Consider the following 25,148-nt stretch of genomic DNA (forward strand, 5'->3'; position numbering starts at 1 on the left):
TCACTAACTCCTCTCCCCTCACTTTTCATTTTATCCAATCAAGAAATAGGTGAAAAAATGACAAAAATACTTCCTAAAGATTTTATTTTTGGTGGCGCTACAGCTGCCTATCAAGCAGAAGGGGCTACTCATACAGATGGGAAAGGCCCTGTTGCATGGGACAAATACTTAGCTGACAACTATTGGTACACCGCTGAACCGGCTAGCGATTTCTACCACAAATATCCAGTAGATCTTCAATTAGCTGAAGAATATGGGGTCAATGGTATACGGATTTCCATTGCTTGGTCACGTATTTTCCCAACTGGTTATGGTGAGGTGAATCCTAAAGGGGTTGAGTTCTACCACAATCTATTTGCAGAATGCCACAAACGCCATGTGGAGCCTTTCGTAACCCTCCATCACTTTGATACCCCTGAGGCTCTTCACTCAAATGGAGACTTCTTGAACCGTGAAAACATCGAACACTTTGTAGATTACGCTGCCTTCTGTTTCGAAGAATTCCCAGAAGTCAACTACTGGACAACCTTCAATGAAATTGGCCCAATTGGTGATGGTCAATACTTGGTCGGTAAATTCCCTCCAGGGATTCAGTATGATCTTGCCAAAGTCTTCCAATCACACCATAATATGATGGTTTCACATGCGCGTGCTGTGAAATTGTACAAAGACAAAGGCTACAAAGGTGAAATTGGGGTTGTTCACGCTCTTCCTACGAAATATCCTTTGGATCCAGAAAATCCAGCAGATGTTCGGGCGGCTGAATTGGAAGATATCATCCACAACAAATTTATCTTGGATGCTACTTACCTTGGACACTATTCAGATGCAACCATGGAAGGGGTCAATCACATCCTAGCGGTTAATGGAGGGAGCTTGGATCTTCGAGATGAAGACTTTGCTGCACTTGAAGTTGCTAAAGACCTGAATGATTTCCTTGGAATTAACTACTATATGAGTGACTGGATGGAAGCCTTTGATGGTGAAACAGAAATCATCCATAATGGTAAAGGGGAGAAAGGAAGCTCTAAATACCAAATCAAAGGTGTTGGTCGTAGAGTAGCGCCTGATTATGTTCCTCGTACTGATTGGGACTGGATTATCTATCCGCAAGGTTTGTATGACCAGATCATGCGCGTGAAAAACGACTATCCAAACTATAAGAAAATCTACATCACTGAAAACGGACTTGGATACAAAGATGAGTTTGTGGACAACACTGTTTACGATGATGGCCGTATTGATTATGTGAAACAACACTTGGAAGTCTTGTCTGATGCTATAGCAGATGGAGCAAACGTAAAAGGTTACTTTATCTGGTCGTTGATGGATGTCTTTTCATGGTCAAATGGTTACGAAAAACGTTACGGTCTCTTCTATGTAGATTTCGAAACTCAAGAACGTTACCCGAAAAAATCAGCTTATTGGTATAAGAAAGTAGCTGAAACAGGCCTTATCGATTAAATGTATAAAAAAAGTCTCACTATTAGTGAGACTTTTTAAGGTGTTGATTTAATAATTTTTGTTTGTTTGGATAAAGCTTTTAGGATTTCATCGCTAAGTTTTGAATCGGAGATAATGGTATCGATATCTGCGATATTGTAGAAAGTGTAGAAATCAAACTTATCAAATTTGCTATGATCGGCTAGAAGAATTCTTTGGTTAGCATTTTTTAATGCTAGTTTTTGGACTTCGCCTTCCTCTTCGCTAAAAGTAGCAATAGCATGGTCTTTAATTCCATTACAGCTAACGAAAGCTTTAGAGAATTGAAGGCTTTCGATGTCCTGGAGGGTCAGAGTACCTACAAAGGCACCAGTAATTTCACGGTAATTTCCGCCAATTAAGATTAAGTCTGTGAGTTTCCGTTCATTCAAGATGATAAATACCGGTAAGCTATTTGTCACTACACGTATGTTATCAATTGGAAGTTCACGAGCAAAGAACTCGAGAGTAGTACCTGGACCGATAAAAATCGTTTCTCTTTCTTCGACTAAATGACCAGCAAATTTTGCGATTTCTTGTTTTTCAGCAATCTGAAGACCTTGTTTTTCAACATTCGATCGTTCATTTGCTAATAGAGAACCAGAACGAAGTTTTTCAGCACCTCCATGTACTCGAACAAGTAAATCCTTGTCAGCCAACTCTTGTAGATAACGTCGAGCAGTCATATCAGAAATATCTAAACGATTCATTATTTCTTTGACAGTGATGGTTCCTCTTGTATTGACAATATCTAAAATCATATCTAGTTTTTCTTGCTTGAGCATTAAATCACCCCCCCAATCCAATACTATTTTATCATATTTTAAACACCTAAGCAACTTAAAGGAAACAAAAATAAACAAAAACAAAAGAACATCTTGGTCCAAAACAAACAGAGATGTTCTTTTGTTGTTTAAATTAATCTAATCCGTAGTTATAATCATCGTCTTGCATGGCTTCAACTTCACCAAGTAGATATCCGTTACCAACTTGAGAGAAGAAGTCGTGGTTAGATGTACCGGTTGAAATCCCGTTCATAACGATAGGGTTGACATCATCAGCTGAATCAGGGAAGAGAGGGTCTTGCCCCAGATTCATAAGAGCTTTGTTGGCGTTGTAACGTAGGAAGGTTTTAACTTCTTCAGTCCAACCAACACCATCATAAAGGCTTTCGGTATAACCTTCTTCATTTTCGTAAAGTGTGTAGAGAAGGTCGTACATCCAATCTTTTAATTTTTCTTGCTCTTCTTCAGGTAACTCATTGAAACCAAGTTGGAATTTATAACCAATATAAGTACCGTGAACAGACTCATCACGAATGATCAACTTAATGATTTCAGCAACGTTAGCCAATTTGTTATTTCCAAGATAGTAGAGTGGTGTAAAGAAACCAGAATAGAAGAGGAAGGTTTCAAGGAATACACTGGCTACTTTCTTTTCAAGAGGAGTACCATTGAGGTAAATTTCATTGATGATTTGTGCTTTTTTCTGAAGATATGGATTCGTATCAGTCCACTCAAAAATTTCTTCAATTTCAGATTTGGTATTTAAAGTTGAAAAGATTGAAGAATAAGATTTAGCGTGAACAGATTCCATAAATTGAATATTGTTAAAAACAGCTTCTTCGTGAGGAGTACGGATATCAGCACGGAGCGCATTTACCCCAGTTTCAGATTGCATGGTATCCAAAAGTGTCAAACCACCAAAGACTTTTCCTACCAAGTCTTTTTCCTGATTTGATAACTTTCTCCAGTCATCTAAGTCATTAGATAAAGGAATACGAGTATCTAACCAAAATTGTTCAGTTAGTTTTTCCCATGTTGATTTATCGATGACATCTTCGATGGCATTCCAGTTAATGGCTTTGTAGTAAGTTTCCATTACAAATCTCTTTCTTTTGATTTTATTAAATAAAATGATGATGAATCTTGTATCATTCTAGGTTTGGACTACCGCACAAAAAGTCGGGGTACCGACTTTTTGTTATTACCTAATAGTATAGATGTTCTAAGTAAGTCCTTAAATCACGCAGCTTTCACATTGGTTAGCACCAACTTCACCGCCGTCATCTGTATAGGTACGAACGTAATAGATAGACTTGATACCCTTGTTAAAGGCGTAGTTACGAAGGATAGACAAGTCACGTGTTGTTTGTTTGTTTTCTGACTTCCATTCGTAAAGACCTGTTGGAATATCACTGCGCATGAAGAGAGTGAGTGAAAGTCCTTGGTCTACATGTTCAGTAGCCGCAGCATAAACATCAATGACTTTACGCATATCCATGTCATAGGCAGAAGTGTAGTAAGGAATTGTTTCAGTTGACAATCCTGCAGCAGGATAATAGATCTTACCAATTTTCTTCTCTTGGCGTTCTTCAATACGTTGTGTGATTGGGTGGATAGAAGCAGAAACATCGTTGATGTAACTGATAGAACCATTTGGTGCTACAGCAAGGCGGTTTTGGTGGTAAAGCCCATCTGCCTTAACTTTATCACGAAGTTCAGCCCAGTCAGTAGCAGTTGGGATAAAGATACCTTCAAAGAGTTCTTTGACACGATCAGATTTTGGAACAAACTCGCCTGTTACATACTTGTCGAAGTAGCTTCCGTTTGCGTAGTCTGATTTTTCAAAGTTGTGGAAGGTAACACCTCGTTCACGTGCGATGTTGTTTGATTCAACGAGAGTCCAGTAGTTCATGAGCATAAAGTAAATGCTGGTGAACTCAATAGACTCAGGTGATCCATATTCGATCAATTGTTGGGCAAGGTAGCTGTGAAGTCCCATAGCACCAAGTCCGAATGTGTGAGCTTGGCTATTTCCATGGTCGATAGTAGGAACAGCTACAATGTGAGAACTATCAGTAACGAAGGTCAAAGCACGTACCATAGCTCGGATTGAGCGACCAAAATCAGGTGAAGTCATCATGTTGACAACGTTTGTTGAACCAAGGTTACATGAAACGTCAGTACCCATTTTAATGAATTCTTGTGCGTCATTAATCAAGCTTGGTTCTTGAACTTGAAGAATCTCAGAACACAAGTTACTCATAATGATTTTTCCATCAACTGGATTTGCGCGGTTAGCCGTATCGATATTGACAACATATGGATAGCCAGATTCTTGTTGCAATTTAGAGATTTCTGTTTCCAAATCACGCGCCTTTATTTTTGTCTTGCGGATGTTTGGATTTGCAACCAATTCATCGTATTTTTCAGTGATATCAATATAGTTGAAAGGTACGCCATACTCTTTTTCAACAGAATAAGGACTGAAGAGATACATTTCTTCGTTTTTACGTGCTAATTCGTAGAATTTATCTGGTACCACAACACCAAGTGATAAAGTCTTCACACGAACTTTTTCATCGGCATTTTCTTTCTTAGTTGAAAGGAAGGCGATAATGTCTGGGTGGAAGACGTTGAGGTAAACAACCCCAGCACCTTGACGTTGACCAAGTTGGTTAGAGTAAGAAAAGCTATCTTCGAAAAGCTTCATAACTGGAACGACACCAGAAGCCGCACCTTCATATCCTTTGATAGGGGCTCCAGCTTCACGAAGGTTGTTGAGGGAAATTCCGACACCGCCTCCGATACGTGAAAGCTGAAGAGCTGAGTTGATAGAACGTCCGATAGAGTTCATATCATCTGTTACCTGAATCAAGAAACAGGATACCAATTCACCACGACGTGCACGACCTGCATTTAAGAAAGATGGTGTAGCAGGTTGGTAGCGTTGGTGGATGATTTCATTGGCAATATCAATTGCGATAGTTTCATTGCCATCAGCAAAGTAAAGAGCGTTAAAGAAGACACGGTCTTCCATGCTCTCAAGATAGTATTCCCCATCATTAGTTTTCAAGGCATATTGATTGTAAAACTTGTATGCTGCCATGAATGACTTGAATTGGAAGTTTTGATCTTTAATAAATTGATAAAGCTCTTCTAAGAATTCTGGACGATATTTCTTGATAAATGCTGTTTCGATATAGTCTTGTTTGATGAGGTAATCAATTTTATCTCTGATAGAATCAAATACCATTGAGTTAGGCTCAACATTTTCTTTAAAGAATGCATCCAAGGCTTCTTTATCTTTATGAAGCATAATTTGACCATTAACTGGACGGTTAATTTCATTATTTAGACGGAAGTAAGTTACATCCTCGAGTTGTTTTAATCCCATAAAATTCCCTTTAATTCATTACAAAAGAAAGGCTTCTAAGATTGACATAGAAGCTTTGAGTCCTGATTGTTAAGCAAGTTTTTTGAGTTTTGCTGGTTGGAACCCAGAGAAAACTTCAGTCGGTGTTTGGATGATAGGAGCAGCGCTAAAGCCGAGCTCTTTAACTTGTTCAATAAATTCAGGTTGTTCGTCAAGATTGATTTCGCGATATGTGATGTTGTTACTATCTAAGAATCGTTTGGTCATTTTACATTGAACACAATTATTTTTAGAATAAACGGTTACCATTCTGTAACTCCCCTTTCAAAATTTAATTACATCTTAAGTATATCAGAAAAAAAATCTTTGTCAACGAAGAAAAACTAAATATTGTAGATTTTTTTTAGATGAGAGATGACTAAACACAATATATAGTGCTTGCGAAAAAATAAAACCCATAAATAACAGCGTTTTCTAAATGTTAAAAATATAAAAAACTACATGATGTATTTTGATATATAAAATAGAAGATTTTCAGCAAGTTATCTGAAAGGAAAACGAAGAAATCCCATAAAACACTTGAAAAAAATCACAGAAGGTGATATAATACCAAATTGTAAGGGTTATCAGATATAACTCAAAAAGAAAACAATTAAAGGAGAGTCAAATTATGGCTTCTAAAGATTTCCACGTAGTGGCAGAAACAGGTATTCACGCACGTCCAGCAACATTGTTGGTACAAACAGCTAGCAAATTTGCTTCAGATATCACTCTTGAATACAAAGGTAAATCAGTTAACCTTAAATCAATCATGGGTGTTATGAGTCTTGGTGTTGGCCAAGGTGCAGACGTTACAATCTCTGCTGAAGGTGCGGATGCTGATGATGCTATCGCTGCAATCTCAGAAACAATGGAAAAAGAAGGATTGGCATAAGAATATGACAGAAATGCTTAAAGGAATCGCAGCATCTGATGGTGTTGCAGTTGCTAAAGCATATCTACTCGTTCAACCGGATTTATCATTCGAGACTATTACAGTCGAAGATACAAATGCAGAAGAGGCTCGTTTGGATGTTGCTCTTGAAGCTTCTCAAAACGAGCTTTCTCTTATCCGCGAGAAGGCTGTAGGTACGCTTGGTGAAGAAGCGGCGCAAGTATTTGACGCTCACTTGATGGTTCTTGCCGACCCTGAATTGATCGGTCAGATTAAAGAAACTATTCGTGCAAAAAAAGTAAATGCAGAAGCAGGTCTTAAAGAAGTAACAGACATGTTTATTACTATCTTTGAGGGAATGGAAGACAATCCATACATGCAAGAACGTGCAGCGGATATCCGCGACGTTACCAAACGTGTTTTGGCAAATCTTCTTGGTAAGAAATTACCAAACCCAGCTTCTATTAATGAAGAAGTAATCGTGATTGCACATGACTTAACTCCATCTGATACTGCTCAATTGGACAAAAACTTTGTAAAAGCTTTTGTAACAAACATTGGTGGACGTACAAGCCACTCAGCTATCATGGCTCGTACACTTGAAATTGCTGCTGTTTTAGGTACAAACAACATTACTGAACTTGTTAAAGATGGTGATGTTTTAGCAGTTTCAGGTATTACTGGTGAAGTTGTTATCAACCCAACTGAAGAACAAATTGCAGAATTCAAAGTAGCTGGTGAAGCTTACGCTAAACAAAAAGCTGAATGGGCTCTTTTGAAAGACGCTAAAACAGTTACTGCTGATGGAAAACACTTTGAGTTGGCTGCCAACATTGGTACACCTAAAGACGTTGAAGGTGTGAATGATAACGGTGCAGAAGCTGTTGGTCTTTACCGTACAGAATTCTTGTACATGGATTCACAAGACTTCCCAACAGAAGATGACCAATACGAAGCCTACAAAGCAGTTCTTGAAGGTATGAATGGTAAACCTGTTGTCGTTCGTACAATGGATATCGGTGGGGATAAAGAACTTCCTTACTTCGATCTTCCTAAAGAAATGAACCCATTCTTGGGTTACCGTGCTTTGCGTATCTCTATTTCTGAAACTGGTAACCAAATGTTCCGTACACAATTGCGTGCCTTGCTTCGTGCATCTGTTCACGGTAAATTGCGTATCATGTTCCCAATGGTTGCTTTGTTGAAAGAGTTCCGTACTGCTAAAGCTATTCTTGAAGAAGAAAAAGCGAAATTGGTTGCTGAAGGTGTTGCAGTTGCAGATGATATCCAAGTTGGTATCATGATTGAAATTCCTGCTGCAGCTATGCTTGCTGATCAATTTGCTAAAGAAGTTGATTTCTTCTCAATTGGTACAAACGACTTGATCCAATACACAATGGCTGCTGACCGTATGAACGAACAAGTTTCATATCTTTACCAACCATACAATCCATCAATCCTTCGCTTGATTAACAATGTTATCAAAGCAGCTCATGCTGAAGGTAAATGGGCTGGTATGTGTGGCGAAATGGCAGGTGACCAAACTGCGGTTCCACTCCTTGTTGGAATGGGCTTGGATGAGTTCTCGATGTCAGCTACTTCAGTACTTCGTACACGTAGCTTGATGAAGAAACTTGATACAGCTAAAATGCAAGAATATGCTAACCGAGCTCTTACTGAATGTTCAACAATGGAAGAAGTTCTTGAACTTTCAAAAGAATACGTTAACTTCGATTAATCATTTAAAAACCTTGTAACAATAAGTTACAAGGTTTTTTTGTTTCTTCGTATAGAAAACTCTGTCTGTAAAATTTCCAAAAATTATGGTAAAATAGACAAAGGAAAAATACGGAGGCAACTATGCAAAACAGACCAATCATTATCGGAGTAACAGGGGGATCTGGGGGAGGAAAAACCAGCGTTTCTAAAGCAATCTTATCGCATTTCCCCAATGAAAAAATCGCCATGATTGAGCATGATTCCTATTATAAAGATCAATCTCATTTAACCTTTGAGGAGCGTATCAAAACCAACTATGACCATCCTTTTGCTTTTGATACTGATTTAATGATTGCGCAAATCAAAGAATTATTGGCAGGACGGCCTGTTGATATTCCTACCTATGATTATGCTGCCCATACTAGAAGTTCGAAAACCTATCGTCAAGAACCTCAAGATGTCTTTATCGTAGAGGGAATCTTAGTTCTAGAAGACAAACGCCTTCGTGATTTGATGGATATTAAGATTTTTGTAGATACTGATGACGATGTACGTATCATTCGCCGTATTAAACGGGATATGGAAGAGCGTGGTCGTAGCTTGGATAGCGTTATTGATCAATATCTTGGTGTAGTAAAACCTATGTATCACCAATTTATTGAACCTACAAAACGTTACGCTGATATTGTGATTCCTGAAGGAGTAACCAATACGGTAGCGATTGATTTGTTGACTACTAAGATTGAAAAGATTTTAGAAGAAGCTCGTTTAGCTCAGTAATAACTAAAAAAACTGTATCTCTTGATACAGTTTTTATTGTTTAATTTTTTCAAGTCTTGGAACAATGGCGAGAGTTAAAATAGCCGAGATAATTAATTCTGCTATCGAATTTGTAGAGATAACAGTCGCTAATAGTTTTTGAATATTTCCATCAAAAACATTACCAAAGAGGAAGAAGATACCACCTAAGACAAATACTGTATTTGTCAGCGAGCCAAGTGCACCAGCAAAAATGAGCCCGGCTTTTCCCTTTAGCAGTTTATAAACGAAATAAGGTGTCAAACCAATCAAGATACGTGGGACAATTGCAATCACAACTGAATATAGGTTACCATTAGGTACAAAAGGTGAGAAGAGATAGCTGGTTGGTAGAATTGTAAGTGTATTAACTGTTAAGCTAATCATACCCATTAAAAATCCAAGGATTGCACCAATTCTTGGTCCATAGATAATACTTGCGATAATGACTGGAATGTGGACGATAGTTGGTTTAATAGGAAAGGGCAGCACGTTAAATAGGATTGAGCTCAGTAAATGAATAACAATCATACTGGCAAAAAAGATAGCGATTGGAGCAATATTAGAGCGTTTGTTCATTAAGAGTTTCCTTTATTCTTTCTATAATAATTTCCAAATCGGCTAAAGCGCCGCTTCCGAAGTCGCCACAAGCTAAGAGAGATTCTTTAGGAGAGATGATCTCGTATCCATAGCTTTCAAGAGTTTTAAGATTTGACTGTGTGGCAGGGTGGGTAAACATTTTTGTATTCATGGCAGGAGCAAGTAATTTAGGGATATTATCTGGTAATGCCAGAGCAGTACTAGTCACCATATTATCAGCAAAACCGTGAGCTAATTTAGCGATTGTATTGGCTGTTGCTGGTACCACGATAAATAAATCTGTTTCTTTTCCTATTTGAATGTGATTCACTTGGTCTGGAAAAGGTTCCTGCATGACATCGAGATGTACTGTATTTTGTGATAGTACTTGTAGAGTTAAAGGTTGAATAAATGCTGTTGCAGCCTGGGTCATAAGAACAGTTACTGAATGCCCCTGTTTTTTCAAAGAACTAACTAGGTCAACTGTCTTGTATGCGGCGATAGATCCAGTAATAGCGAGTGTAATACGGGCCATAATATTCCTTTCTTTTAGTCATAGCTTTTGATTTTCTCGAGAAGTAAATCCGCAATTTCTTGTTTACAAGAAGCAGTTTGGAAGTTAGCTTTTTCAACTAGATATGCGATATGTTGTTCAGCATTAATCTGTGTGAGATCATTAGCAACAATTATATCAGCTTTGTTTTTTTCAAGACTTTCCCGAGCAATTTGAATCAAGTATTCACGACTGACATCAACTAATAATTTAAATCCGATCAGATGAATTGAGGGATTCCACTCTTTGACAAGTGAAATGATTTTAGGGTTTTTCTTTAAAAATAGTACCTGGACGTCTTCCTTAGATGAGATTTTTGTTTCCTGATTTTTCTTATCTAAAAACTCTGTTAAATCTTGACTAGCTTTAACCTCATCAAATCCAGTCATATAGACAGGAGTGTAATCTGATACAGCCATAGAATGGATCAAGACCTGGTAATCCTTAACCTTATCTTTCATCGATTGCAGTAAATCAGCTGTATTTTTTATTTCGATGATGGTCAAGTTTGGATGACTAACTGGCTTAACTGCTTGAAGAGTGGTAATCAAACAAACTTCATGACCAGCCTTTAGAAGAGTTTCGGTGATAATTTTTCCAAGTTTACCGGAAGAGTGATTGGTAATAGAACGAACCCTATCGATTTTTTCACTTGTACCGCCAGAAGTAACTAAAATTTTCATAGAACTATTGTACAAAAAAATGAGCAGTAAGTAAAATGAAAGCGATATAACGAGGGTCGGAAATAGGATATTAATCCATAGTTAAAACCTATAAAGGCATATAAAAATTTAAATAGAGATATAGAAAGCCTATCATTTAGCGATATTTACGAACGTTACTAATCGTAATCACTGTTAAAAATCTTGTTTTATGATATAATGAATTAACACATTAGAGGCTAGAGGAGTTTTTATGAAAACAGATATTGAAATTGCACAGAGTATTGAGTTAAAACCGATTGTTGATGTTGTAGAGAAACTTGGGATTTCTTACGACGATTTGGAGTTGTATGGAAAGTACAAGGCTAAACTAAGCTTTGATAAGATTCGTGAGGTTGAGGCAAATCCAGTTGGTAAATTGATTCTAGTTACAGCCATCAATCCAACACCAGCAGGTGAAGGGAAATCAACTATTACTATTGGTCTTGCTGATGCTTTGAATAAGATTGGTAAGAAAACCATGATTGCTATCCGTGAACCTTCTCTTGGTCCTGTCATGGGGATTAAAGGAGGAGCTGCTGGTGGTGGTTATGCACAAGTTTTACCAATGGAAGATATCAACCTTCACTTTACTGGTGATATGCATGCTATTACAACTGCAAACAATGCTCTTTCTGCCTTGATTGACAATCACTTGCATCAAGGAAATGAGCTAGGTATCGACCAACGTCGTATTCTCTGGAAACGCGTAGTGGACTTGAATGATCGTGCTCTTCGTCACGTGACAGTTGGACTTGGTGGTCCACTTAATGGTATTCCACGCGAAGATGGATTTGACATCACTGTGGCTTCAGAAATCATGGCTATCCTTTGCTTGGCAACTGATATTGAAGATTTGAAACGTCGTTTAGCCAATATCGTTATCGGTTACCGTTATGATCGTACACCTGTTTCAGTAGGTGATCTACAGGTTGAAGGTGCCTTGGCATTGATTTTGAAAGACGCTATCAAACCGAACTTGGTTCAAACCATCTATGGAACACCTGCCTTTGTACATGGTGGCCCATTTGCCAATATCGCACACGGATGTAACTCAGTCTTGGCTACAACTACAGCCCTTCATTTGGCAGATTACACGGTAACAGAAGCAGGTTTTGGTGCAGACCTTGGTGCAGAGAAATTCCTTGATATCAAAACTCCAAACCTGCCAACTGCGCCAGATGCAGTAGTTATCGTTGCAACCCTTCGTGCTCTTAAGATGAATGGTGGAGTTGCTAAGGATGCTCTTACAGAAGAAAATGTAGAAGCAGTTCGTGCAGGATTTGCAAACTTGAAACGTCACGTTGAAAATATCCGTAAATTTGGTATTCCAGCAGTTGTTGCTATTAACGAATTTGTATCTGATACAGAAGCAGAAATCGCAGCTTTGAAAGAACTTTGTGCTTCCATTGATGTTCCGGTTGAGTTAGCTAGCGTATGGGCTGATGGAGCAGAAGGAGGAGTGGCTCTAGCTGAAACTCTTGTCAAAACAATTGACGAAAACCCAGCTAACTATACACGTTTGTATGACAACGACCTTTCAGTACAAGAAAAGATTGAAAAAATTGTAACAGAAATCTATCGTGGTAGCAAAGTAAATTTCGAGAAGAAAGCTCAAACTCAAATCGCACAAATCGTACAAAATGGTTGGGACGAATTGCCAATCTGTATGGCGAAAACTCAATACAGTTTCTCAGACAATCCAAATGCGCTTGGTGCACCTGAAAACTTTGAAATTACTATTCGTGAATTGGTACCGAAACTTGGTGCAGGCTTTATCGTTGCGCTCACTGGTGACGTTATGACCATGCCTGGACTTCCAAAACGCCCAGCAGCTCTTAACATGGATGTTGAAAGCGATGGAACAGTTCTCGGTTTATTCTAAGTAAACAAAAAAAGACAACCTCCAAATGCAAGGTTATCTTTCTAGTTATTTAAAACTCCTAGAAAAATTCTAGGAGTTTTGTTGTTATTTCTTTGTTGTTATTTCATAGTTGGGAAGAGCAATACGTCACGGATAGTAGTCGTATCAGTGAGGAGCATGCAGAGACGGTCGATACCGATTCCCAAACCACCTGTTGGCGGCATACCGTATTCAAGTGCTTCGATGTAGTCATAGTCAATGCCTGTTGCTTCATCGTCACCAAGTTCTTTAGCTTTAGCTTGGGCTTCGAAACGGCTAAGTTGATCGATTGGATCATTCAACTCAGTAAAGGCATTTCCGTATTCTTTAGTCATGATGAAGAGCTCGAAACGATCTGTAAAGCGCTCATCTTCAGGATTTTTCTTAGCAAGTGGTGATACAGCTACTGGGTGACCATATACAAATGTTGGTTGAATCAATGTTTCTTCAACAAATTCTTCAAAGAAGGCATTGATGATGTGACCAACTTCTGTGTAGTGTTTTTCAACTGGAACTTTCTTCTCAGCTGCGATAGCTTTAGCTTCTTCAAAAGTCATATCTTTCCAGAAATCAACACCAGTAATTTCCTTGATTGCATCAACCATGTGTACACGTTTAAATGGTTCATTAATCTTGATTTCAGTTCCTTGATAGATAACTGGACCGTCACCTTTAACAGCTTTAGCTACGTGTTGGATAATACCTTCAGTCAAGTCCATGATATCGTGGAAGTCTGCATAAGCTTGGTATACCTCGATAGAAGTGAACTCAGGGTTATGTGTAGCATCCATTCCTTCGTTACGGAAGATACGACCAATCTCATACACACGTTCCATACCACCAACGATAAGGCGTTTCAAGTGAAGCTCAGTCGCGATACGAAGTACCATGTCGATGTTTTGTGCATTGTGGTGTGTGATGAATGGGCGAGCAGCAGCACCACCAGCTTCGTTGTGAAGAACAGGTGTTTCTACTTCGAGGAATCCTTTTTGGTCAAGGTAACGACGGATTTCAGAGATGATTTTTGAACGAGTGACAAAACGTTCAAAGCTTTCGCGGTTAGAAATCAAATCAAGGTAACGTTTACGGTAGATTGTTTCAACGTCTGAAAGTCCGTGGAATTTTTCAGGCAATGGACGAAGGGCTTTAGACAAGTGCGTGATGTGAGTCGCCTTGATAGAAAGTTCTCCCATATCTGTACGCATAACTTCACCTTCGACACCAAGGAAGTCACCAAGGTCAGCTTTCTTGAAGATTTCATAGTTTTCTTCACCGACAGCATCTTTACGAACGTAGATTTGGATTTGACCTTCGCGGTCTTGAAGGTGAGCAAAACCGACTTTACCTTTCCCACGTTTTGTTACTAAACGTCCAGCGATAGTAGCAGTTTCGTTTAATTCGTGTAGTTGTTCTTTATCAAGGTCAGCAAATTTATCTTTTAGTTCTTGAGAGTTGGCAGTACGTTCAAAATGTTTACCGAAAGGATCAATTCCTTGTTCACGGAGCGCAGCCATTTTTTCACGGCGAACGATCTGCTGGTCATTCAATTCTTCCATATGTTCTATTGACATTGGTTCCTCCTAATTTTTAATCAAATTTTGAAATAATAAATCAATTTTCACGATACTCCCATTTTATCATAAAAAGTCAAGAAATTCACGGATATTCTATAAAAACTAAAAAGAACTTGATGCTATTCATCAAGTTCTATCATTTTCTTTGATAAGAAGTATCGTTCCAAGTCTTAAGAGTATATTTTTCGAAGTCGTCAGTCTCTATAATTGTTAGACTTGCATTGGCCAAACCACCATTTTTACGAAGATGCGCTTCATTAAATCCTAAAAGTGTTCGAAGGCTTGCAGTGAGATTTGCTCCGTGACCAACCAGTAATAGTTGTTCTGCCTTCGTGTTTTTCAAAGATTTAATAAATTGAATGGTGCGTTGAGTTGTGCTGTAGAGTGATTCAGCTTCGAACATACTAGTATCAAACTTGGCTAAGTTTGTTTTAAAGGCTTGAATTTGTTGCGGATAGATTGCGTTTAAAGTAGCAATTTTTAAACCTTCGAGTTTGCCAAGGTGCCATTCTCTTAGTTCAGGTACACTTTGCAAAGGACATGGATTTGTCAGTTGACTTTGGATAATTTCAGCGGATTTTATAGCCCTTGGTAAATCACTCGAATATATTTTATCGAATGAAACATCTTTAAGATATTGGCCTAGTTCCTTTAAAGTCTCAATGGATTCAGGAAGAAGTGGTGAGTCTCCGCCTGCACCTTGAAAGCGACCTTCTAGATTCCAGACTGTTCGACCATGACGGACAAAGTAAAGTTTCATGACTTATTTTCCTCCAAAATATCTACAAAGTTCGCTTTAACAAAGTTTGCTAAATCTTGTGGAGCAATGATAATGCTGTGTCCGACTTCTCCAGCAGAAACAATCATTTTTTCCAATTCCAATGCACTTTCATCAATATAAATAGGGTAGTTGTGTTTTTGACGGATACCGACAGGGTTATTTGCACCATGGATATATCCAGTTGTTTTTTCTAAATCCTTTTGCGGAATCATACTCACTTTTTTATTACCAGAAATCTTTGCTAATTTCTTTTCAGAAAGATGTTCAGTAATAGGAACAATCCCAATAACTGGACCAGTCTTGTCCCCTAAAAGAGCTAGTGTTTTAAAAATGTGACTTCTCTCATACTCAGAAGGAAGATCTCCCTCTAAAGCATTGATTTGAATCCCTTGGTGTTCAACACCTGCCTTAGCTAATATTTGCTCGACTAAGGTCTTTTTAACTTTAGTTTTTTTGGCCATTATTTGTACTTATCCTCCAATTGACTCATCCAAATCCCTAACCAAATGCCAAGGGCGAAGAAGAAGGCGATGATGACATAGGAAACAAGAGATAAGCCGCTATAGCTAATGCTTTCAGCATTACCAGCGTTTGGGATCAAAATCAGGAGAGTGCTTGAAAGGACAATCCCAATGATAAAGTGATAGACACGAGAGTGGTAGACACGAAGAGCATAATCCATTAATTTTGAGAAAATAATCAGAGTTGCACCAGCTCCAATTGCAATTGGAAGAAAAGTTCCGATTAAATCAAAAGTCTTGAAACCAGTCAACATTGGACTATATAGTCCTAAAATTAAGAGAAGGTTTGAAGGACTTAATCCTGGAACTAAAACCCCTAAAGCGAGAAGGGCACCAGCTAAGATAAAACTTGTAAAACTTGCATTTAGTGAACCAACTACAAAGTTTAAAGCATAAAGCCCAAACCCTGAAATGATGAAGGTTGCCCAAAACCAAATCATATCTATCTTATCTCTTTCGGAGTCCTTAGTAGCTTCCCTTACAAGGCTTGGGACGGTTCCAATAATGGCACCCGAAAACTCCATAATACATAAACCTGATAGTGTTCAAGGAGATATTCAATAGGATATGAAAATAGTCCAATACCTAGTAACATACCAATTGCAACTGGTAAAAAATAAAGAACATCTTCTTTAAAATTTTTAAATGGGTGAGCTAAGAAACGAATCATTCTCTCGTAAATACCCAAGATTGCTGCTAGAACACCACCAGAAATTCCTGGTAAAATAAAGCCTAGCGCAATAACAATTCCCTTAATAATTTTTGAAATCCAAGATAACATAAACTCTCTCCGTACATTATTTTCATTAAAAACTCTTCTAGTATTATATCACAAAGTAAGAGAAATAAAAAAAGCAAGCAGAAATAATGTCTAACTTGCTAATTACATTTAAGGTTTTAAGAATAACTTTCTAAATGTCTCTTCCTTATCTTTTGATAAGGAAATGATGTTTAAGTCTAAATGATGCTCAAATCCCACTAATTTTCCTTTTGAGGTGTATTGGTGAAGATCAAAGTCAAGGTCGGTATTTGGTGAACTTTCAAAGTAGCCTGAATCAAGCCCATACGAAGGAATCCAAATGGCAGAAAATTTATCTGTACTGATGCTATGTTCTTGCATGAAGTAAACACCAATATAGATACCGATGTTTTTAGCACCAAGTGATTCTAGTTTAGCACGGAAAGCCTCAACCCCTTTGTTCATATCAGACATGGTTTTTTCTTCGACATCTAACCAATAGTAACTAGGATTATAAGGCGAGGCAGAATTATAAAATGATTCAGCTGCTTTTTCCATTTCCTCTACACTTTTTCCAGAAACGTATGCATAGACAGCAACTGGGATATTTCGTTTTTGAAACTCTGAAATATGACTTTTATAAGCTTTATCTATTCCATTCGTATAAGATGCATCGTTCTCAGTAGTGATCTGGTTTCCTCCGTGAACTCGAACAATCGCACCAGAGATGTTTTGAGATAAAATATCATAGTTGATTTCTGAAGGTCTTTGCCAGCCAGAGATATCGATGATAGGCTTATCCAAGTTATGTAGAGCTTGTGTTTCTATTTGTACTGGATTTTGTTTAGTTTTTACAGGGTGTTCTTCAAACCGAGGCCGGTTGAGAAATAAGAGCCCTATAAAAACAGCAAATATAGTAACTATAAAAGCTGGACGAATTTTTTTTCTCATACCACTATAGTTTATCGTAAATAATGAAAAAAATCAAAATATTTACTCAAAATTAAGTAATGACAGTCTTTTGAGTGGTATTGAGTTCATCAAATTTGTGTATCGTGAACTAAATTGTGGTATAATAATAAAGAATTTCTATAGAAAAGAGAAAAATATGGCAAATTATGCAATTATTTTAGCAGCGGGTAAGGGTACCCGTATGAAATCAGATTTACCGAAAGTTATGCACAAGGTTGCAGGAATTTCAATGCTTGAGCATGTTTTTCGAAGTGTAGGCGCAATTGACCCCGAAAAAACTGTTACAGTTGTTGGACATAAAGCGGAGCTTGTTGAACAAGTTTTAGCCGGACAAACTGATTTTGTAAGACAGTCTGAGCAATTGGGAACTGGTCATGCAGTAATGATGGCTGAGCCAATTCTTGAAGGTCTTTCTGGACAAACATTGGTTATCGCTGGAGATACACCTTTAATCACTGGTGAAAGTCTAAAGAACTTGATTGATTTCCATGTAAACCACAAGAATGTAGCTACAATCTTAACTGCAGAAGCTGATGACCCATTTGGTTATGGACGTATTGTTCGTAATGACAACGCTGAAGTGCTCCGTATTGTTGAACAAAAAGACGCGACTGACTTTGAGAAACAAATCAAAGAAATCAATACAGGGACTTATGTTTTTGATAATGCTCGTCTTTTTGAGGCACTTAAGAATATCAATACCAACAACGCTCAAGGTGAATACTATATAACAGATGTGATTGGTATTTTCCGTGAATCTGGTGAGAAAGTTGGAGCTTATACTCTGAAAGACTTTGATGAAAGTCTCGGTGTAAACGACCGTGTCGCACTTGCTACAGCAGAAGCTGTAATGCGTCGTCGAATTAACCAAGCTCACATGGTCAATGGTGTTAGTTTTGTAAATCCAGATGCGACTTATATTGATGTTGATGTCGAAATTGCCCCTGACGTTCAAATTGAAGCGAATGTAACCCTTAAAGGTTCTAGTAAGATTGGTGCAGAAACTATTTTGACGAACGGAACTCATATCGTTGATAGTACGGTAGGTTCTGGTGCTGTAATTACTAACTCGATGATTGAAGAAAGCACAGTAGCAGATGGCGTTACAGTTGGACCTTACGCTCATATTCGTCCTGGATCTAGCTTAGCTAAGGATGTTCATATCGGAAACTTTGTTGAGGTGAAAGGTTCTTCTATTGGCGAAAATACCAAAGCGGGTCATTTGACTTATATTGGAAACTGTGAAGTTGGAAGTGATGTCAACTTTGGTGCTGGAACCATCACTGTGAATTACGATGGTCAACACAAGTTCAAAACTATCATCGGTAACAATGTCTTTGTCGGGTCTAATTCAACGATTATCGCTCCGGTAGAACTAGGGGATAACTCTCTTGTTGGTGCAGGTTCAACAATTACTAAAGATGTGCCTGCTGATGCTATTGCCATCGGGCGAGGTCGTCAAGTTAATAAGGACGAATATGCAACTCGTCTCCCTCACCATCCTAAAAACAAATAGGAGCTAACCATGGAATTTGAAGAGAAGACGATTAGTCGAAAAGAAATCTATAAAGGTTCTATTTTCCAATTAGTTCAAGACCAGGTTGAACTTCCTTCAGGAAAAGGGACGGCTCAACGCGATTTGATTTTCCATAACGGTGCAGTATGTGTTCTTGCAGTTACTCCAGAAAATAAGATAGTTCTAGTCAAGCAATATCGCAAGGCGATTGAAAAAGTTTCTGTTGAAATTCCTGCAGGAAAACTAGAAATTGGAGAAAACGCTGATCCTGAAGCAGCAGCCCTTCGTGAATTTGAAGAAGAAACTGCCTATACTGGAAAACTGACTCTTTTGTATGATTTCTATTCTGCTATTGGTTTCTGTAATGAAAGATTGAAACTGTACTTGGCAAGCAACCTATCCAAAGTCGAAAATCCACGTCCACAAGATGAAGATGAAACTTTAGAATTACTAGAAGTTAGCCTTGAACAAGCAAAACAACTCATCCAGTCTGGTGATATTTGTGATGCCAAAACTATCATGGCCATCCAGTACTGGGAATTACAAGAAAAATAGAGGAGGAACCCATGGGAAAACCTTTATTAACAGACGAAATAATTGAACGCGCTAATCGTGGTGAAGACATCTCTGGTCCCACTCTAGTGGATGATCAAGAGACAAAGATACTATCTACTTCATCTCAACATTATAGAGCTTCACGTTCAAGTGACCATGGATTTAGTCAGGATACTTTAACGATTGAGGTTGAACCTCAAATCCATAAGAGTCGTCGAATCGAAAATACCAAGAGAAATGTCTTTAACTCTAAATTGAATAAGATTCTATTTGCTGTTATCCTTCTCTTGATTCTGCTAGTTTTAGCAATGAGATTTATTTAATGGGGGATGTCATGAAAATCGGTATTATTGCAGCGATGCCAGAAGAATTAGCCTACCTGATTCAACACCTGGAGAACGCCAGTGAAGAAATGGTATTGGGTAATACTTATCACACTGGAAAGATTGGGGCTGTTGAGCTTGTATTAGTGGAGAGTGGTATTGGAAAAGTCATGGCTGCCATGAGTGTTGCAATCTTAGCTGATCACTTTAAAGTGGATGCTGTCATCAATACGGGTTCAGCGGGTGCCCTTGCTGAAGGTATCTCAGTAGGAGATGTCGTGATTGCTGAAAAACTAGCCTTCCACGATGTTGATGTGACTGCTTTTGGTTATGAATACGGTCAAATGGCCCAACAACCACTTTACTTTGAATCAGACAAAAAGTTTGTTACTTTGATTCAAGAGAGCTTATCTAAACTTGATCAAAATTGGCATTTAGGTTTGATTGCGACAGGAGACAGTTTCGTAGCTGGTGATGATAAGATTGCGGTGATTAAAGAGCATTTTCCTCAGGTTCTTGCAGTCGAGATGGAAGGGGCAGCTATTGCTCAGGCAGCAAATGCCTTGAAACTACCATTCTTGGTTGTTCGTGCCATGAGTGATAATGCCAACCACGAAGCTTCTATTTCATTTGATGAATTTATCGTAGAAGCTGGACACAGATCGGCTCAAGCCTTGTTGACACTTTTACAATCTATTCATGATTAAAATAAAAAGAACACTTGTTAGTGTTCTTTTTTTGAAAATAAGTAGATTATTCCAATTACGGTTATTTTTGGTCTTTTTTGATATAATAGAAACATTGATTTGAAGAATAGGAAGAGAAAATGAACCCTTTATTAAACGGTATGAATGACCGCCAAGCAGAAGCGGTACAGACTACAGAAGGTCCCTTGCTTATTATGGCGGGGGCTGGTTCCGGTAAGACACGAGTTTTGACCCACCGTATCGCCTACTTAATTGACGAAAAGATGGTTAATCCATGGAATATTTTAGCCATTACCTTTACTAATAAAGCGGCACGAGAGATGAAGGAGCGTGCCTATGGGCTCAATCCAGCTACTCAGGATTGTTTGATAGCGACCTTTCACTCTATGTGTGTTCGTATCTTACGTCGTGATGCAGATCATATTGGCTATAATCGAAATTTTACAATCATCGATCCAGGTGAACAGCGAACACTGATGAAGCGTATCTTAAAACAATTAAACTTAGATCCTAAAAAATGGAATGAACGTTCTATTTTAGGAACTATTTCTAATGCTAAGAATGACCTGATTGATGATGTGGCTTATGCTGCTCAAGCTGGAGATTTGTATACTGATATTGTGGCTAAATGCTATACTGCATACCAGAAGGAGCTTCGTCAGTCTGAGTCAGTAGACTTTGATGATTTGATCATGTTGACACTGAGACTTTTTGATCAGAATCCAGATGTCCTGACATACTACCAGCAAAAGTTTCAGTATATCCATGTTGATGAGTATCAAGATACAAACCATGCTCAATATCAACTTGTTAAACTCTTAGCTTCTCGTTTCAAAAATATCTGTGTTGTCGGGGATGCTGACCAGTCTATCTATGGTTGGCGTGGCGCTGATATGCAGAATATCCTTGATTTTGAAAAAGATTATCCAGATGCAAAGGTCGTTTTGTTAGAGGAAAATTATCGTTCCACTAAAAACATCCTCCAAGCTGCCAACGATGTTATCAAAAACAATAAAAATCGTCGTCCTAAAAACCTTTGGACTCAAAATGCAGATGGGGAACAAATTATTTACTATCGTGCAAATGATGAACAGGACGAGGCTGTCTTTGTAGCTAAAACAATTGATGAACTTAGTCGTAGCCACAACTTCCTTCACAAAGACTTTGCAGTTCTTTATCGTACCAATGCCCAGTCACGTACCATTGAAGAAGCATTGCTTAAGTCAAATATTCCGTACACAATGGTTGGTGGAACAAAATTCTACAGTCGTAAGGAAATTCGTGATATTATTGCTTACCTCAATCTTATTGCTAATTTGAGTGACAATATCAGTTTCGAACGCATTATCAACGAACCAAAACGTGGTATTGGCCCAGGAACTGTTGAGAAGATTCGTGACTTTGCGAACATGCAAGAAATGTCTATGCTAGATGCCTCTGCAAATATCATGTTATCAGGTATCAAAGGTAAAGCGGCTCAATCTATTTGGGACTTTGCAAATATGATTCTCGATTTGCGTGAACAACTGGACCGATTGACAATCACTGAGTTGGTAGAAGCAGTATTAGAAAAAACAGGTTACGTTGATTTACTTAAGGCCCAAGCAACCTTGGAAAGTAAGGCTAGGGTTGAAAATATTGAGGAGTTCCTCTCTGTTACGAAAAACTTCGATGATAATCCTGAAAGTGAAGAAGAGGAAACAGGACTAGATAAACTTAGTCGTTTCTTGAACGACTTGGCTTTGATAGCAGATACCGACTCTGGTAGCCAAGAGACATCTGAAGTAACCTTGATGACTCTTCACGCGGCCAAAGGGCTTGAGTTTCCTGTTGTCTTTATCATTGGTATGGAGGAAAATGTCTTTCCGCTTAGCCGCGCAGCTGAGGATCCTGATGAGTTAGAAGAAGAACGTCGTTTGGCTTACGTAGGAATCACGCGAGCTGAGAAAATTCTTTATCTGACCAATGCAAACTCTCGCTTGCTATTCGGACGTACTAGTTACAATCGTCCCACACGCTTTATCAATGAGATTAGTTCAGATTTGTTGACCTATCAAGGATTGGCACGTCCTGCTAATACAAGTTTTAAAGCGTCTTATAGTGGCGGAGGAACAGCATTTGGTAAAGGAATGAGTTTGGCTCAGGCGCTTCAAGAACGAAAGCGGAATGCTGCGCCTACATCGATCCAATCAAGTGGTTTACCATTTGGACAATTTGCGGCTGGGAATAAGCAAGATTCTAGTGATACAAGCTGGTCTATTGGTGATATTGCCCTTCATAAAAAATGGGGTGAAGGAACTGTGCTGGAAGTTTCAGGCAGTGGATCCACTCAAGAATTGAAAATCAATTTCCCAGGGGTTGGTCTCAAAAAACTCTTAGCCAGTGTAGCACCAATTTCGAAAAAGTAAGTTTTCTTAACGAATAAAAATCCCTCTGTAATATTCAGAGGGATTTTTTGATGATTATCTTATCACAAGATTGTGATAATTTACGTTTTCATAACAATGGAAATTTTTGCTTACATGATTTTGAAAAATAGTGTATAATACAGTGGTTCTAAGTCGAAAGGAGAAGAAAATGACCGAAAAACAAATGAAAACATTGGGTTGGATTGCAACCTTTATGTCTGTAATGATGTATATCTCATATATTCCACAAATTATGAACAACCTTGCAGGTCAAAAGGGAAACTTTATCCAGCCAGCAGTAGCTGCAATTAACTGCAGTCTTTGGGTTTACTACGGACTCTTTAAAAAAGAACGTGACATTCCTTTAGCAGCAGCTAATGCACCAGGTATTGTTTTTGGACTTATTACCGCGTTGACAGCTTTGTTCTAAAAATAAAAAGCAACTAGCAGAATGTTCTGCTAGTTGCTTTTATTTATTTACAAGATGTATTTCTCAATAGCGAGTGCAACACCATCTTCTTCATTGCTAGCAGTTACGGCATCAGCAAGAGATTTGACGTGGTCGCTAGCATTTCCCATAGCAATCCCTAACCCTGCAAACTCCAGCATCTCAATGTCGTTATTGGCATCACCCATGGCCATGATTTCAGAAGGTTGGAGATCTAAAATCTCAGCCAAACGAGAAAGAGCAGAAGCTTTAGTTGTACCGAGTGGCATTGCTTCATAGATAACCGGTTGAGAACGAACACCGCTAAATCTCTGACAAAGTTCATCCGCAAATCGTTGTTCAAAATCATCTGTTTGTTCTTTTGTGCCTAAGAACATGCCTTGGAACATACGGTACTTACCGCTAATGGCTTCCTCTAGTGAGATTTCAGTCAGATCAGCAAAGACGAGTGTCGCATCATATTGAACGATAGGATTTGGTTTACCTCCGAGAACGAAGTAGTGTTCTTCGTCAAAGAGAGTCAACTGGACTTCGCTCTTTTCAGCAAGTTCATTCAGGTATTCGATGTCAGATTTGCTAAGTTCTCGCCAGTCAACAAGGCCCCAGTCACTGGTTTGGTGAGTTGAACAACCATTATTGACGATGACGTATTCATTCTGCAAATCAAGACCGAGTTTCTTGTAGTAGGGAAGAACTCCAAAGAGAGGACGACCAGTACATAGAACCAGTTTAACACCTTTTTCGATAGATTTATGAATAGCATCAATATGAGCCTGAGGAATTTCCTTGGCTTCGTTGAGAAGAGTACCATCCATATCAAGAGCAAGTAGTTTAATCATAGCATTTCCCTTTTTCGTGTTTTGCTTATATTATAGCATATTTTGAGGTAAATAAGTCTAAAGCTAAGTGAAATGCCATTTCTATTTAGGTTTTAGTAGATAGATAACAAAAATATGATATACTAAATTTGCAAGCATTTAATATTATAGTATAAAGTATAAAAAGCTGAGGACTTGGCATGAAAAAAAGAGTAGTACAGATTTTACTAGCCTTATTGGTAATCATTTATAGGAAGACTTGGTTTTGGTGGATTTTTAATCACTTTACAGCTAGGTTTGTGCCTGCTAGTAGAGAATTTTTTCAAATTCTTGCTTTTTTAGAGCTTAGCGTTACTTTTCTAGCTATTCTTTATTTACTAGTATTCGAAGGTAGGAAAATTCTTGAGTTGAAGTGGAAATGGAGATATCCAGTTTATTTGCTTCTTGCTTATGGAGTCAGTCATCTTTCAGGTATTGTGTTTTCCTTTTTAACCCCAGCAACGTCCAATCAAATCGCTTTAAATGAATTGACTGAGATGACAGGGCGACAAGAGTTACCTTATCTTTTACTTATTGTTTGTCTGTTAGGACCAATTACAGAAGAATTGGGATATCGAGGAGTTCTGATGAATACATTTTTGAAAGATTCATCTTGGTATGGAGATGTTTTACTATCAGCTTGTGTCTTTGGCTATGTGCATGTCAGTTCAGGTTTAACACCACTCGCCTTTTTCACATATGCAAGTGGAGGAGCAATTGCTGCATTCCTCTACCGAAAAACTCATTCTCTCTATTATCCCATTTTGCTCCATATCATGATTAACATTACTGCATTTTGGGAATTATGGGTACTCTTGTTTTCTGGTGGGTAAATAATAAAAAGTCGGAGTTTATTCCGACTTTTTTGATATGGGACAGGTTAAAATTAGGGCTTTATATCAATCTGTTTTGACTTAAAA

24 protein-coding genes and 1 pseudogene are annotated in these 25,148 nt (G+C 38.3%); 12 read left to right on the forward strand and 13 right to left on the reverse strand.

Going from position 1 to position 25,148, the window contains the following annotated elements; translation table 11 throughout:
• Positions 1-57 precede the first annotated feature (57 nt).
• Positions 58-1,464: a 6-phospho-beta-galactosidase gene (lacG, locus tag HMPREF1481_RS04070; RefSeq protein ID WP_025173259.1), complete on the forward strand. Its 1,407-nt coding sequence runs from the start codon at positions 58-60 to the stop codon at positions 1,462-1,464.
• Positions 1,465-1,499: 35 nt separating this feature from the next.
• On the opposite strand, the gene HMPREF1481_RS04075 is transcribed toward lacG, so the two are convergent.
• The 4 genes from HMPREF1481_RS04075 to nrdH all read right to left on the reverse strand — a co-directional run bounded on the left by HMPREF1481_RS04075 (position 1,500) and on the right by nrdH (position 5,949).
• Positions 1,500-2,267, reverse strand: a complete 768-nt coding sequence (locus tag HMPREF1481_RS04075; protein WP_016465792.1) for a DeoR/GlpR family DNA-binding transcription regulator — start codon at positions 2,265-2,267, stop codon at positions 1,500-1,502.
• Positions 2,268-2,400: 133 nt separating this feature from the next.
• The gene (gene nrdF / locus HMPREF1481_RS04080; protein ID WP_006151169.1) at positions 2,401-3,363 is read right to left on the reverse strand and encodes a class 1b ribonucleoside-diphosphate reductase subunit beta; all 963 of its coding nucleotides are present in this window, start codon (positions 3,361-3,363) and stop codon (positions 2,401-2,403) included.
• Between the two features lie 138 nt (positions 3,364-3,501).
• Entirely contained in the window at positions 3,502-5,661 is a 2,160-nt protein-coding gene (gene nrdE / locus HMPREF1481_RS04085; RefSeq protein ID WP_016465793.1) for a class 1b ribonucleoside-diphosphate reductase subunit alpha, read from the reverse strand.
• A gap of 69 nt (positions 5,662-5,730) precedes the next feature.
• Positions 5,731-5,949 (reverse strand): glutaredoxin-like protein NrdH, encoded by a 219-nt coding sequence (nrdH, locus tag HMPREF1481_RS04090; RefSeq protein ID WP_016465794.1) that lies wholly within the window; start codon positions 5,947-5,949, stop codon positions 5,731-5,733.
• Positions 5,950-6,310: 361 nt separating this feature from the next.
• Here nrdH and HMPREF1481_RS04095 point away from each other — a divergent pair, with 361 nt between their 5' ends.
• From HMPREF1481_RS04095 to udk, 3 genes are all read left to right on the forward strand, one after another.
• A complete protein-coding gene (locus HMPREF1481_RS04095) occupies positions 6,311-6,574 on the forward strand; it encodes a phosphocarrier protein HPr (RefSeq protein ID WP_000146947.1) in 264 nt (87 codons plus the stop codon).
• Positions 6,575-6,578: 4 nt separating this feature from the next.
• Positions 6,579-8,312: a phosphoenolpyruvate--protein phosphotransferase gene (gene ptsP, locus HMPREF1481_RS04100; protein ID WP_016465795.1), complete on the forward strand. Its 1,734-nt coding sequence runs from the start codon at positions 6,579-6,581 to the stop codon at positions 8,310-8,312.
• A 122-nt stretch (positions 8,313-8,434) separates the two neighbouring features.
• Positions 8,435-9,073, forward strand: a complete 639-nt coding sequence (udk, locus tag HMPREF1481_RS04105) for a uridine kinase (RefSeq protein WP_004253618.1) — start codon at positions 8,435-8,437, stop codon at positions 9,071-9,073.
• Positions 9,074-9,106: 33 nt separating this feature from the next.
• On the opposite strand, the gene HMPREF1481_RS04110 is transcribed toward udk, so the two are convergent.
• The 3 genes from HMPREF1481_RS04110 to HMPREF1481_RS04120 are packed head-to-tail and all read right to left on the reverse strand — an operon-like array spanning position 9,107 to position 10,906.
• Positions 9,107-9,670: an ECF transporter S component gene (locus HMPREF1481_RS04110; protein ID WP_016465796.1), complete on the reverse strand. Its 564-nt coding sequence runs from the start codon at positions 9,668-9,670 to the stop codon at positions 9,107-9,109.
• The gene (gene coaC / locus HMPREF1481_RS04115) at positions 9,654-10,205 is read right to left on the reverse strand and encodes a phosphopantothenoylcysteine decarboxylase (RefSeq protein WP_016465797.1); all 552 of its coding nucleotides are present in this window, start codon (positions 10,203-10,205) and stop codon (positions 9,654-9,656) included. Before coaC ends, HMPREF1481_RS04110 begins: the two co-directional genes overlap by 17 nt.
• A 14-nt stretch (positions 10,206-10,219) precedes the next feature.
• Positions 10,220-10,906, reverse strand: coding sequence for a phosphopantothenate--cysteine ligase (locus HMPREF1481_RS04120; protein ID WP_016465798.1), 687 nt, complete (start codon positions 10,904-10,906; stop codon positions 10,220-10,222).
• Between the two features lie 232 nt (positions 10,907-11,138).
• Between HMPREF1481_RS04120 and HMPREF1481_RS04125 the strand changes: the two genes are divergently transcribed.
• Entirely contained in the window at positions 11,139-12,809 is a 1,671-nt protein-coding gene (locus tag HMPREF1481_RS04125) for a formate--tetrahydrofolate ligase (RefSeq protein WP_016465799.1), read from the forward strand.
• A gap of 98 nt (positions 12,810-12,907) precedes the next feature.
• Here the strand turns inward: HMPREF1481_RS04125 and lysS are convergent, their stop codons facing one another.
• From lysS to HMPREF1481_RS04150, 5 genes and pseudogenes are all read right to left on the reverse strand, one after another.
• A complete protein-coding gene (gene lysS / locus HMPREF1481_RS04130; protein ID WP_016465800.1) occupies positions 12,908-14,398 on the reverse strand; it encodes a lysine--tRNA ligase in 1,491 nt (496 codons plus the stop codon).
• Between the two features lie 139 nt (positions 14,399-14,537).
• Positions 14,538-15,161 (reverse strand): histidine phosphatase family protein, encoded by a 624-nt coding sequence (locus HMPREF1481_RS04135; RefSeq protein WP_016465801.1) that lies wholly within the window; start codon positions 15,159-15,161, stop codon positions 14,538-14,540.
• The gene (locus HMPREF1481_RS04140) at positions 15,158-15,643 is read right to left on the reverse strand and encodes an aminoacyl-tRNA deacylase (RefSeq protein WP_016465802.1); all 486 of its coding nucleotides are present in this window, start codon (positions 15,641-15,643) and stop codon (positions 15,158-15,160) included. The genes HMPREF1481_RS04135 and HMPREF1481_RS04140 overlap by 4 nt, the downstream gene beginning before the upstream one ends.
• A pseudogene (locus tag HMPREF1481_RS10515) lies at positions 15,643-16,484 on the reverse strand (DUF368 domain-containing protein). The gene HMPREF1481_RS04140 and the pseudogene HMPREF1481_RS10515 overlap by 1 nt, the downstream one beginning before the upstream one ends.
• A gap of 108 nt (positions 16,485-16,592) precedes the next feature.
• Positions 16,593-17,393 carry a glycoside hydrolase family 25 protein gene (locus HMPREF1481_RS04150; protein WP_016465805.1) on the reverse strand — a complete coding sequence of 267 codons (801 nt, stop codon included), beginning with the start codon at positions 17,391-17,393 and terminating at the stop codon, positions 16,593-16,595.
• Between the two features lie 157 nt (positions 17,394-17,550).
• On the opposite strand from HMPREF1481_RS04150, the gene glmU reads away from it, so the two are divergent.
• The 6 genes from glmU (at position 17,551) to HMPREF1481_RS04180 (ending at position 23,353) form a co-directional block, all read left to right on the forward strand.
• Positions 17,551-18,930, forward strand: coding sequence for a bifunctional UDP-N-acetylglucosamine diphosphorylase/glucosamine-1-phosphate N-acetyltransferase GlmU (gene glmU / locus HMPREF1481_RS04155; protein WP_016465806.1), 1,380 nt, complete (start codon positions 17,551-17,553; stop codon positions 18,928-18,930).
• 9 nt (positions 18,931-18,939) lie between these two features.
• On the forward strand, positions 18,940-19,485 hold the full coding sequence (locus tag HMPREF1481_RS04160; protein ID WP_016465807.1) for an NUDIX hydrolase: 546 nt from the start codon (positions 18,940-18,942) through the stop codon (positions 19,483-19,485).
• A gap of 11 nt (positions 19,486-19,496) precedes the next feature.
• A complete protein-coding gene (macP, locus tag HMPREF1481_RS04165) occupies positions 19,497-19,808 on the forward strand; it encodes a cell wall synthase accessory phosphoprotein MacP (RefSeq protein WP_016465808.1) in 312 nt (103 codons plus the stop codon).
• 11 nt (positions 19,809-19,819) lie between these two features.
• The gene (locus tag HMPREF1481_RS04170) at positions 19,820-20,515 is read left to right on the forward strand and encodes a 5'-methylthioadenosine/adenosylhomocysteine nucleosidase (protein ID WP_025173260.1); all 696 of its coding nucleotides are present in this window, start codon (positions 19,820-19,822) and stop codon (positions 20,513-20,515) included.
• Positions 20,516-20,634: 119 nt separating this feature from the next.
• On the forward strand, positions 20,635-22,923 hold the full coding sequence (gene pcrA / locus HMPREF1481_RS04175) for a DNA helicase PcrA (protein ID WP_016465810.1): 2,289 nt from the start codon (positions 20,635-20,637) through the stop codon (positions 22,921-22,923).
• 169 nt (positions 22,924-23,092) lie between these two features.
• Positions 23,093-23,353, forward strand: coding sequence for a SemiSWEET family transporter (locus HMPREF1481_RS04180; RefSeq protein WP_016465811.1), 261 nt, complete (start codon positions 23,093-23,095; stop codon positions 23,351-23,353).
• Between the two features lie 47 nt (positions 23,354-23,400).
• On the opposite strand, the gene HMPREF1481_RS04185 is transcribed toward HMPREF1481_RS04180, so the two are convergent.
• A complete protein-coding gene (locus HMPREF1481_RS04185; protein ID WP_016465812.1) occupies positions 23,401-24,210 on the reverse strand; it encodes a Cof-type HAD-IIB family hydrolase in 810 nt (269 codons plus the stop codon).
• A gap of 179 nt (positions 24,211-24,389) precedes the next feature.
• On the opposite strand from HMPREF1481_RS04185, the gene HMPREF1481_RS04190 reads away from it, so the two are divergent.
• Complete coding sequence (locus HMPREF1481_RS04190; RefSeq protein ID WP_016465813.1) at positions 24,390-25,061, forward strand: CPBP family intramembrane glutamic endopeptidase; 672 nt, start codon at positions 24,390-24,392, stop codon at positions 25,059-25,061.
• Positions 25,062-25,148: the final 87 nt, after the last annotated feature.

The sequence above is a fragment of the Streptococcus sp. HPH0090 genome (assembly GCF_000411475.1).
Taxonomy (GTDB): domain Bacteria; phylum Bacillota; class Bacilli; order Lactobacillales; family Streptococcaceae; genus Streptococcus.

Bases quoted from the DNA above. Each gene is read 5' to 3' on its own strand.
- ptsP (WP_016465795.1), top strand. From the start codon at position 6,579: ATGACAGAAATGCTTAAAGGAATCGCAGCATCTGATGGTGTTGCAGTT.
- udk (WP_004253618.1), top strand. From the start codon at position 8,435: ATGCAAAACAGACCAATCATTATCGGAGTAACAGGGGGATCTGGGGGA.
- pcrA (WP_016465810.1), top strand. From the start codon at position 20,635: ATGAACCCTTTATTAAACGGTATGAATGACCGCCAAGCAGAAGCGGTA.
- macP (WP_016465808.1), top strand. From the start codon at position 19,497: ATGGGAAAACCTTTATTAACAGACGAAATAATTGAACGCGCTAATCGT.
- HMPREF1481_RS04150 (WP_016465805.1), bottom strand. From the start codon at position 17,393: ATGAGAAAAAAAATTCGTCCAGCTTTTATAGTTACTATATTTGCTGTT.
- HMPREF1481_RS04120 (WP_016465798.1), bottom strand. From the start codon at position 10,906: ATGAAAATTTTAGTTACTTCTGGCGGTACAAGTGAAAAAATCGATAGG.
- HMPREF1481_RS04190 (WP_016465813.1), top strand. From the start codon at position 24,390: ATGAAAAAAAGAGTAGTACAGATTTTACTAGCCTTATTGGTAATCATT.
- coaC (WP_016465797.1), bottom strand. From the start codon at position 10,205: ATGGCCCGTATTACACTCGCTATTACTGGATCTATCGCCGCATACAAG.
- HMPREF1481_RS04160 (WP_016465807.1), top strand. From the start codon at position 18,940: ATGGAATTTGAAGAGAAGACGATTAGTCGAAAAGAAATCTATAAAGGT.
- lysS (WP_016465800.1), bottom strand. From the start codon at position 14,398: ATGTCAATAGAACATATGGAAGAATTGAATGACCAGCAGATCGTTCGC.
- HMPREF1481_RS04095 (WP_000146947.1), top strand. From the start codon at position 6,311: ATGGCTTCTAAAGATTTCCACGTAGTGGCAGAAACAGGTATTCACGCA.
- HMPREF1481_RS04185 (WP_016465812.1), bottom strand. From the start codon at position 24,210: ATGATTAAACTACTTGCTCTTGATATGGATGGTACTCTTCTCAACGAA.
- nrdF (WP_006151169.1), bottom strand. From the start codon at position 3,363: ATGGAAACTTACTACAAAGCCATTAACTGGAATGCCATCGAAGATGTC.
- HMPREF1481_RS04180 (WP_016465811.1), top strand. From the start codon at position 23,093: ATGACCGAAAAACAAATGAAAACATTGGGTTGGATTGCAACCTTTATG.
- HMPREF1481_RS04125 (WP_016465799.1), top strand. From the start codon at position 11,139: ATGAAAACAGATATTGAAATTGCACAGAGTATTGAGTTAAAACCGATT.
- HMPREF1481_RS04140 (WP_016465802.1), bottom strand. From the start codon at position 15,643: ATGGCCAAAAAAACTAAAGTTAAAAAGACCTTAGTCGAGCAAATATTA.
- HMPREF1481_RS04170 (WP_025173260.1), top strand. From the start codon at position 19,820: ATGAAAATCGGTATTATTGCAGCGATGCCAGAAGAATTAGCCTACCTG.
- HMPREF1481_RS04075 (WP_016465792.1), bottom strand. From the start codon at position 2,267: ATGCTCAAGCAAGAAAAACTAGATATGATTTTAGATATTGTCAATACA.
- lacG (WP_025173259.1), top strand. From the start codon at position 58: ATGACAAAAATACTTCCTAAAGATTTTATTTTTGGTGGCGCTACAGCT.
- nrdE (WP_016465793.1), bottom strand. From the start codon at position 5,661: ATGGGATTAAAACAACTCGAGGATGTAACTTACTTCCGTCTAAATAAT.
- glmU (WP_016465806.1), top strand. From the start codon at position 17,551: ATGGCAAATTATGCAATTATTTTAGCAGCGGGTAAGGGTACCCGTATG.
- HMPREF1481_RS04110 (WP_016465796.1), bottom strand. From the start codon at position 9,670: ATGAACAAACGCTCTAATATTGCTCCAATCGCTATCTTTTTTGCCAGT.
- nrdH (WP_016465794.1), bottom strand. From the start codon at position 5,949: ATGGTAACCGTTTATTCTAAAAATAATTGTGTTCAATGTAAAATGACC.
- HMPREF1481_RS04135 (WP_016465801.1), bottom strand. From the start codon at position 15,161: ATGAAACTTTACTTTGTCCGTCATGGTCGAACAGTCTGGAATCTAGAA.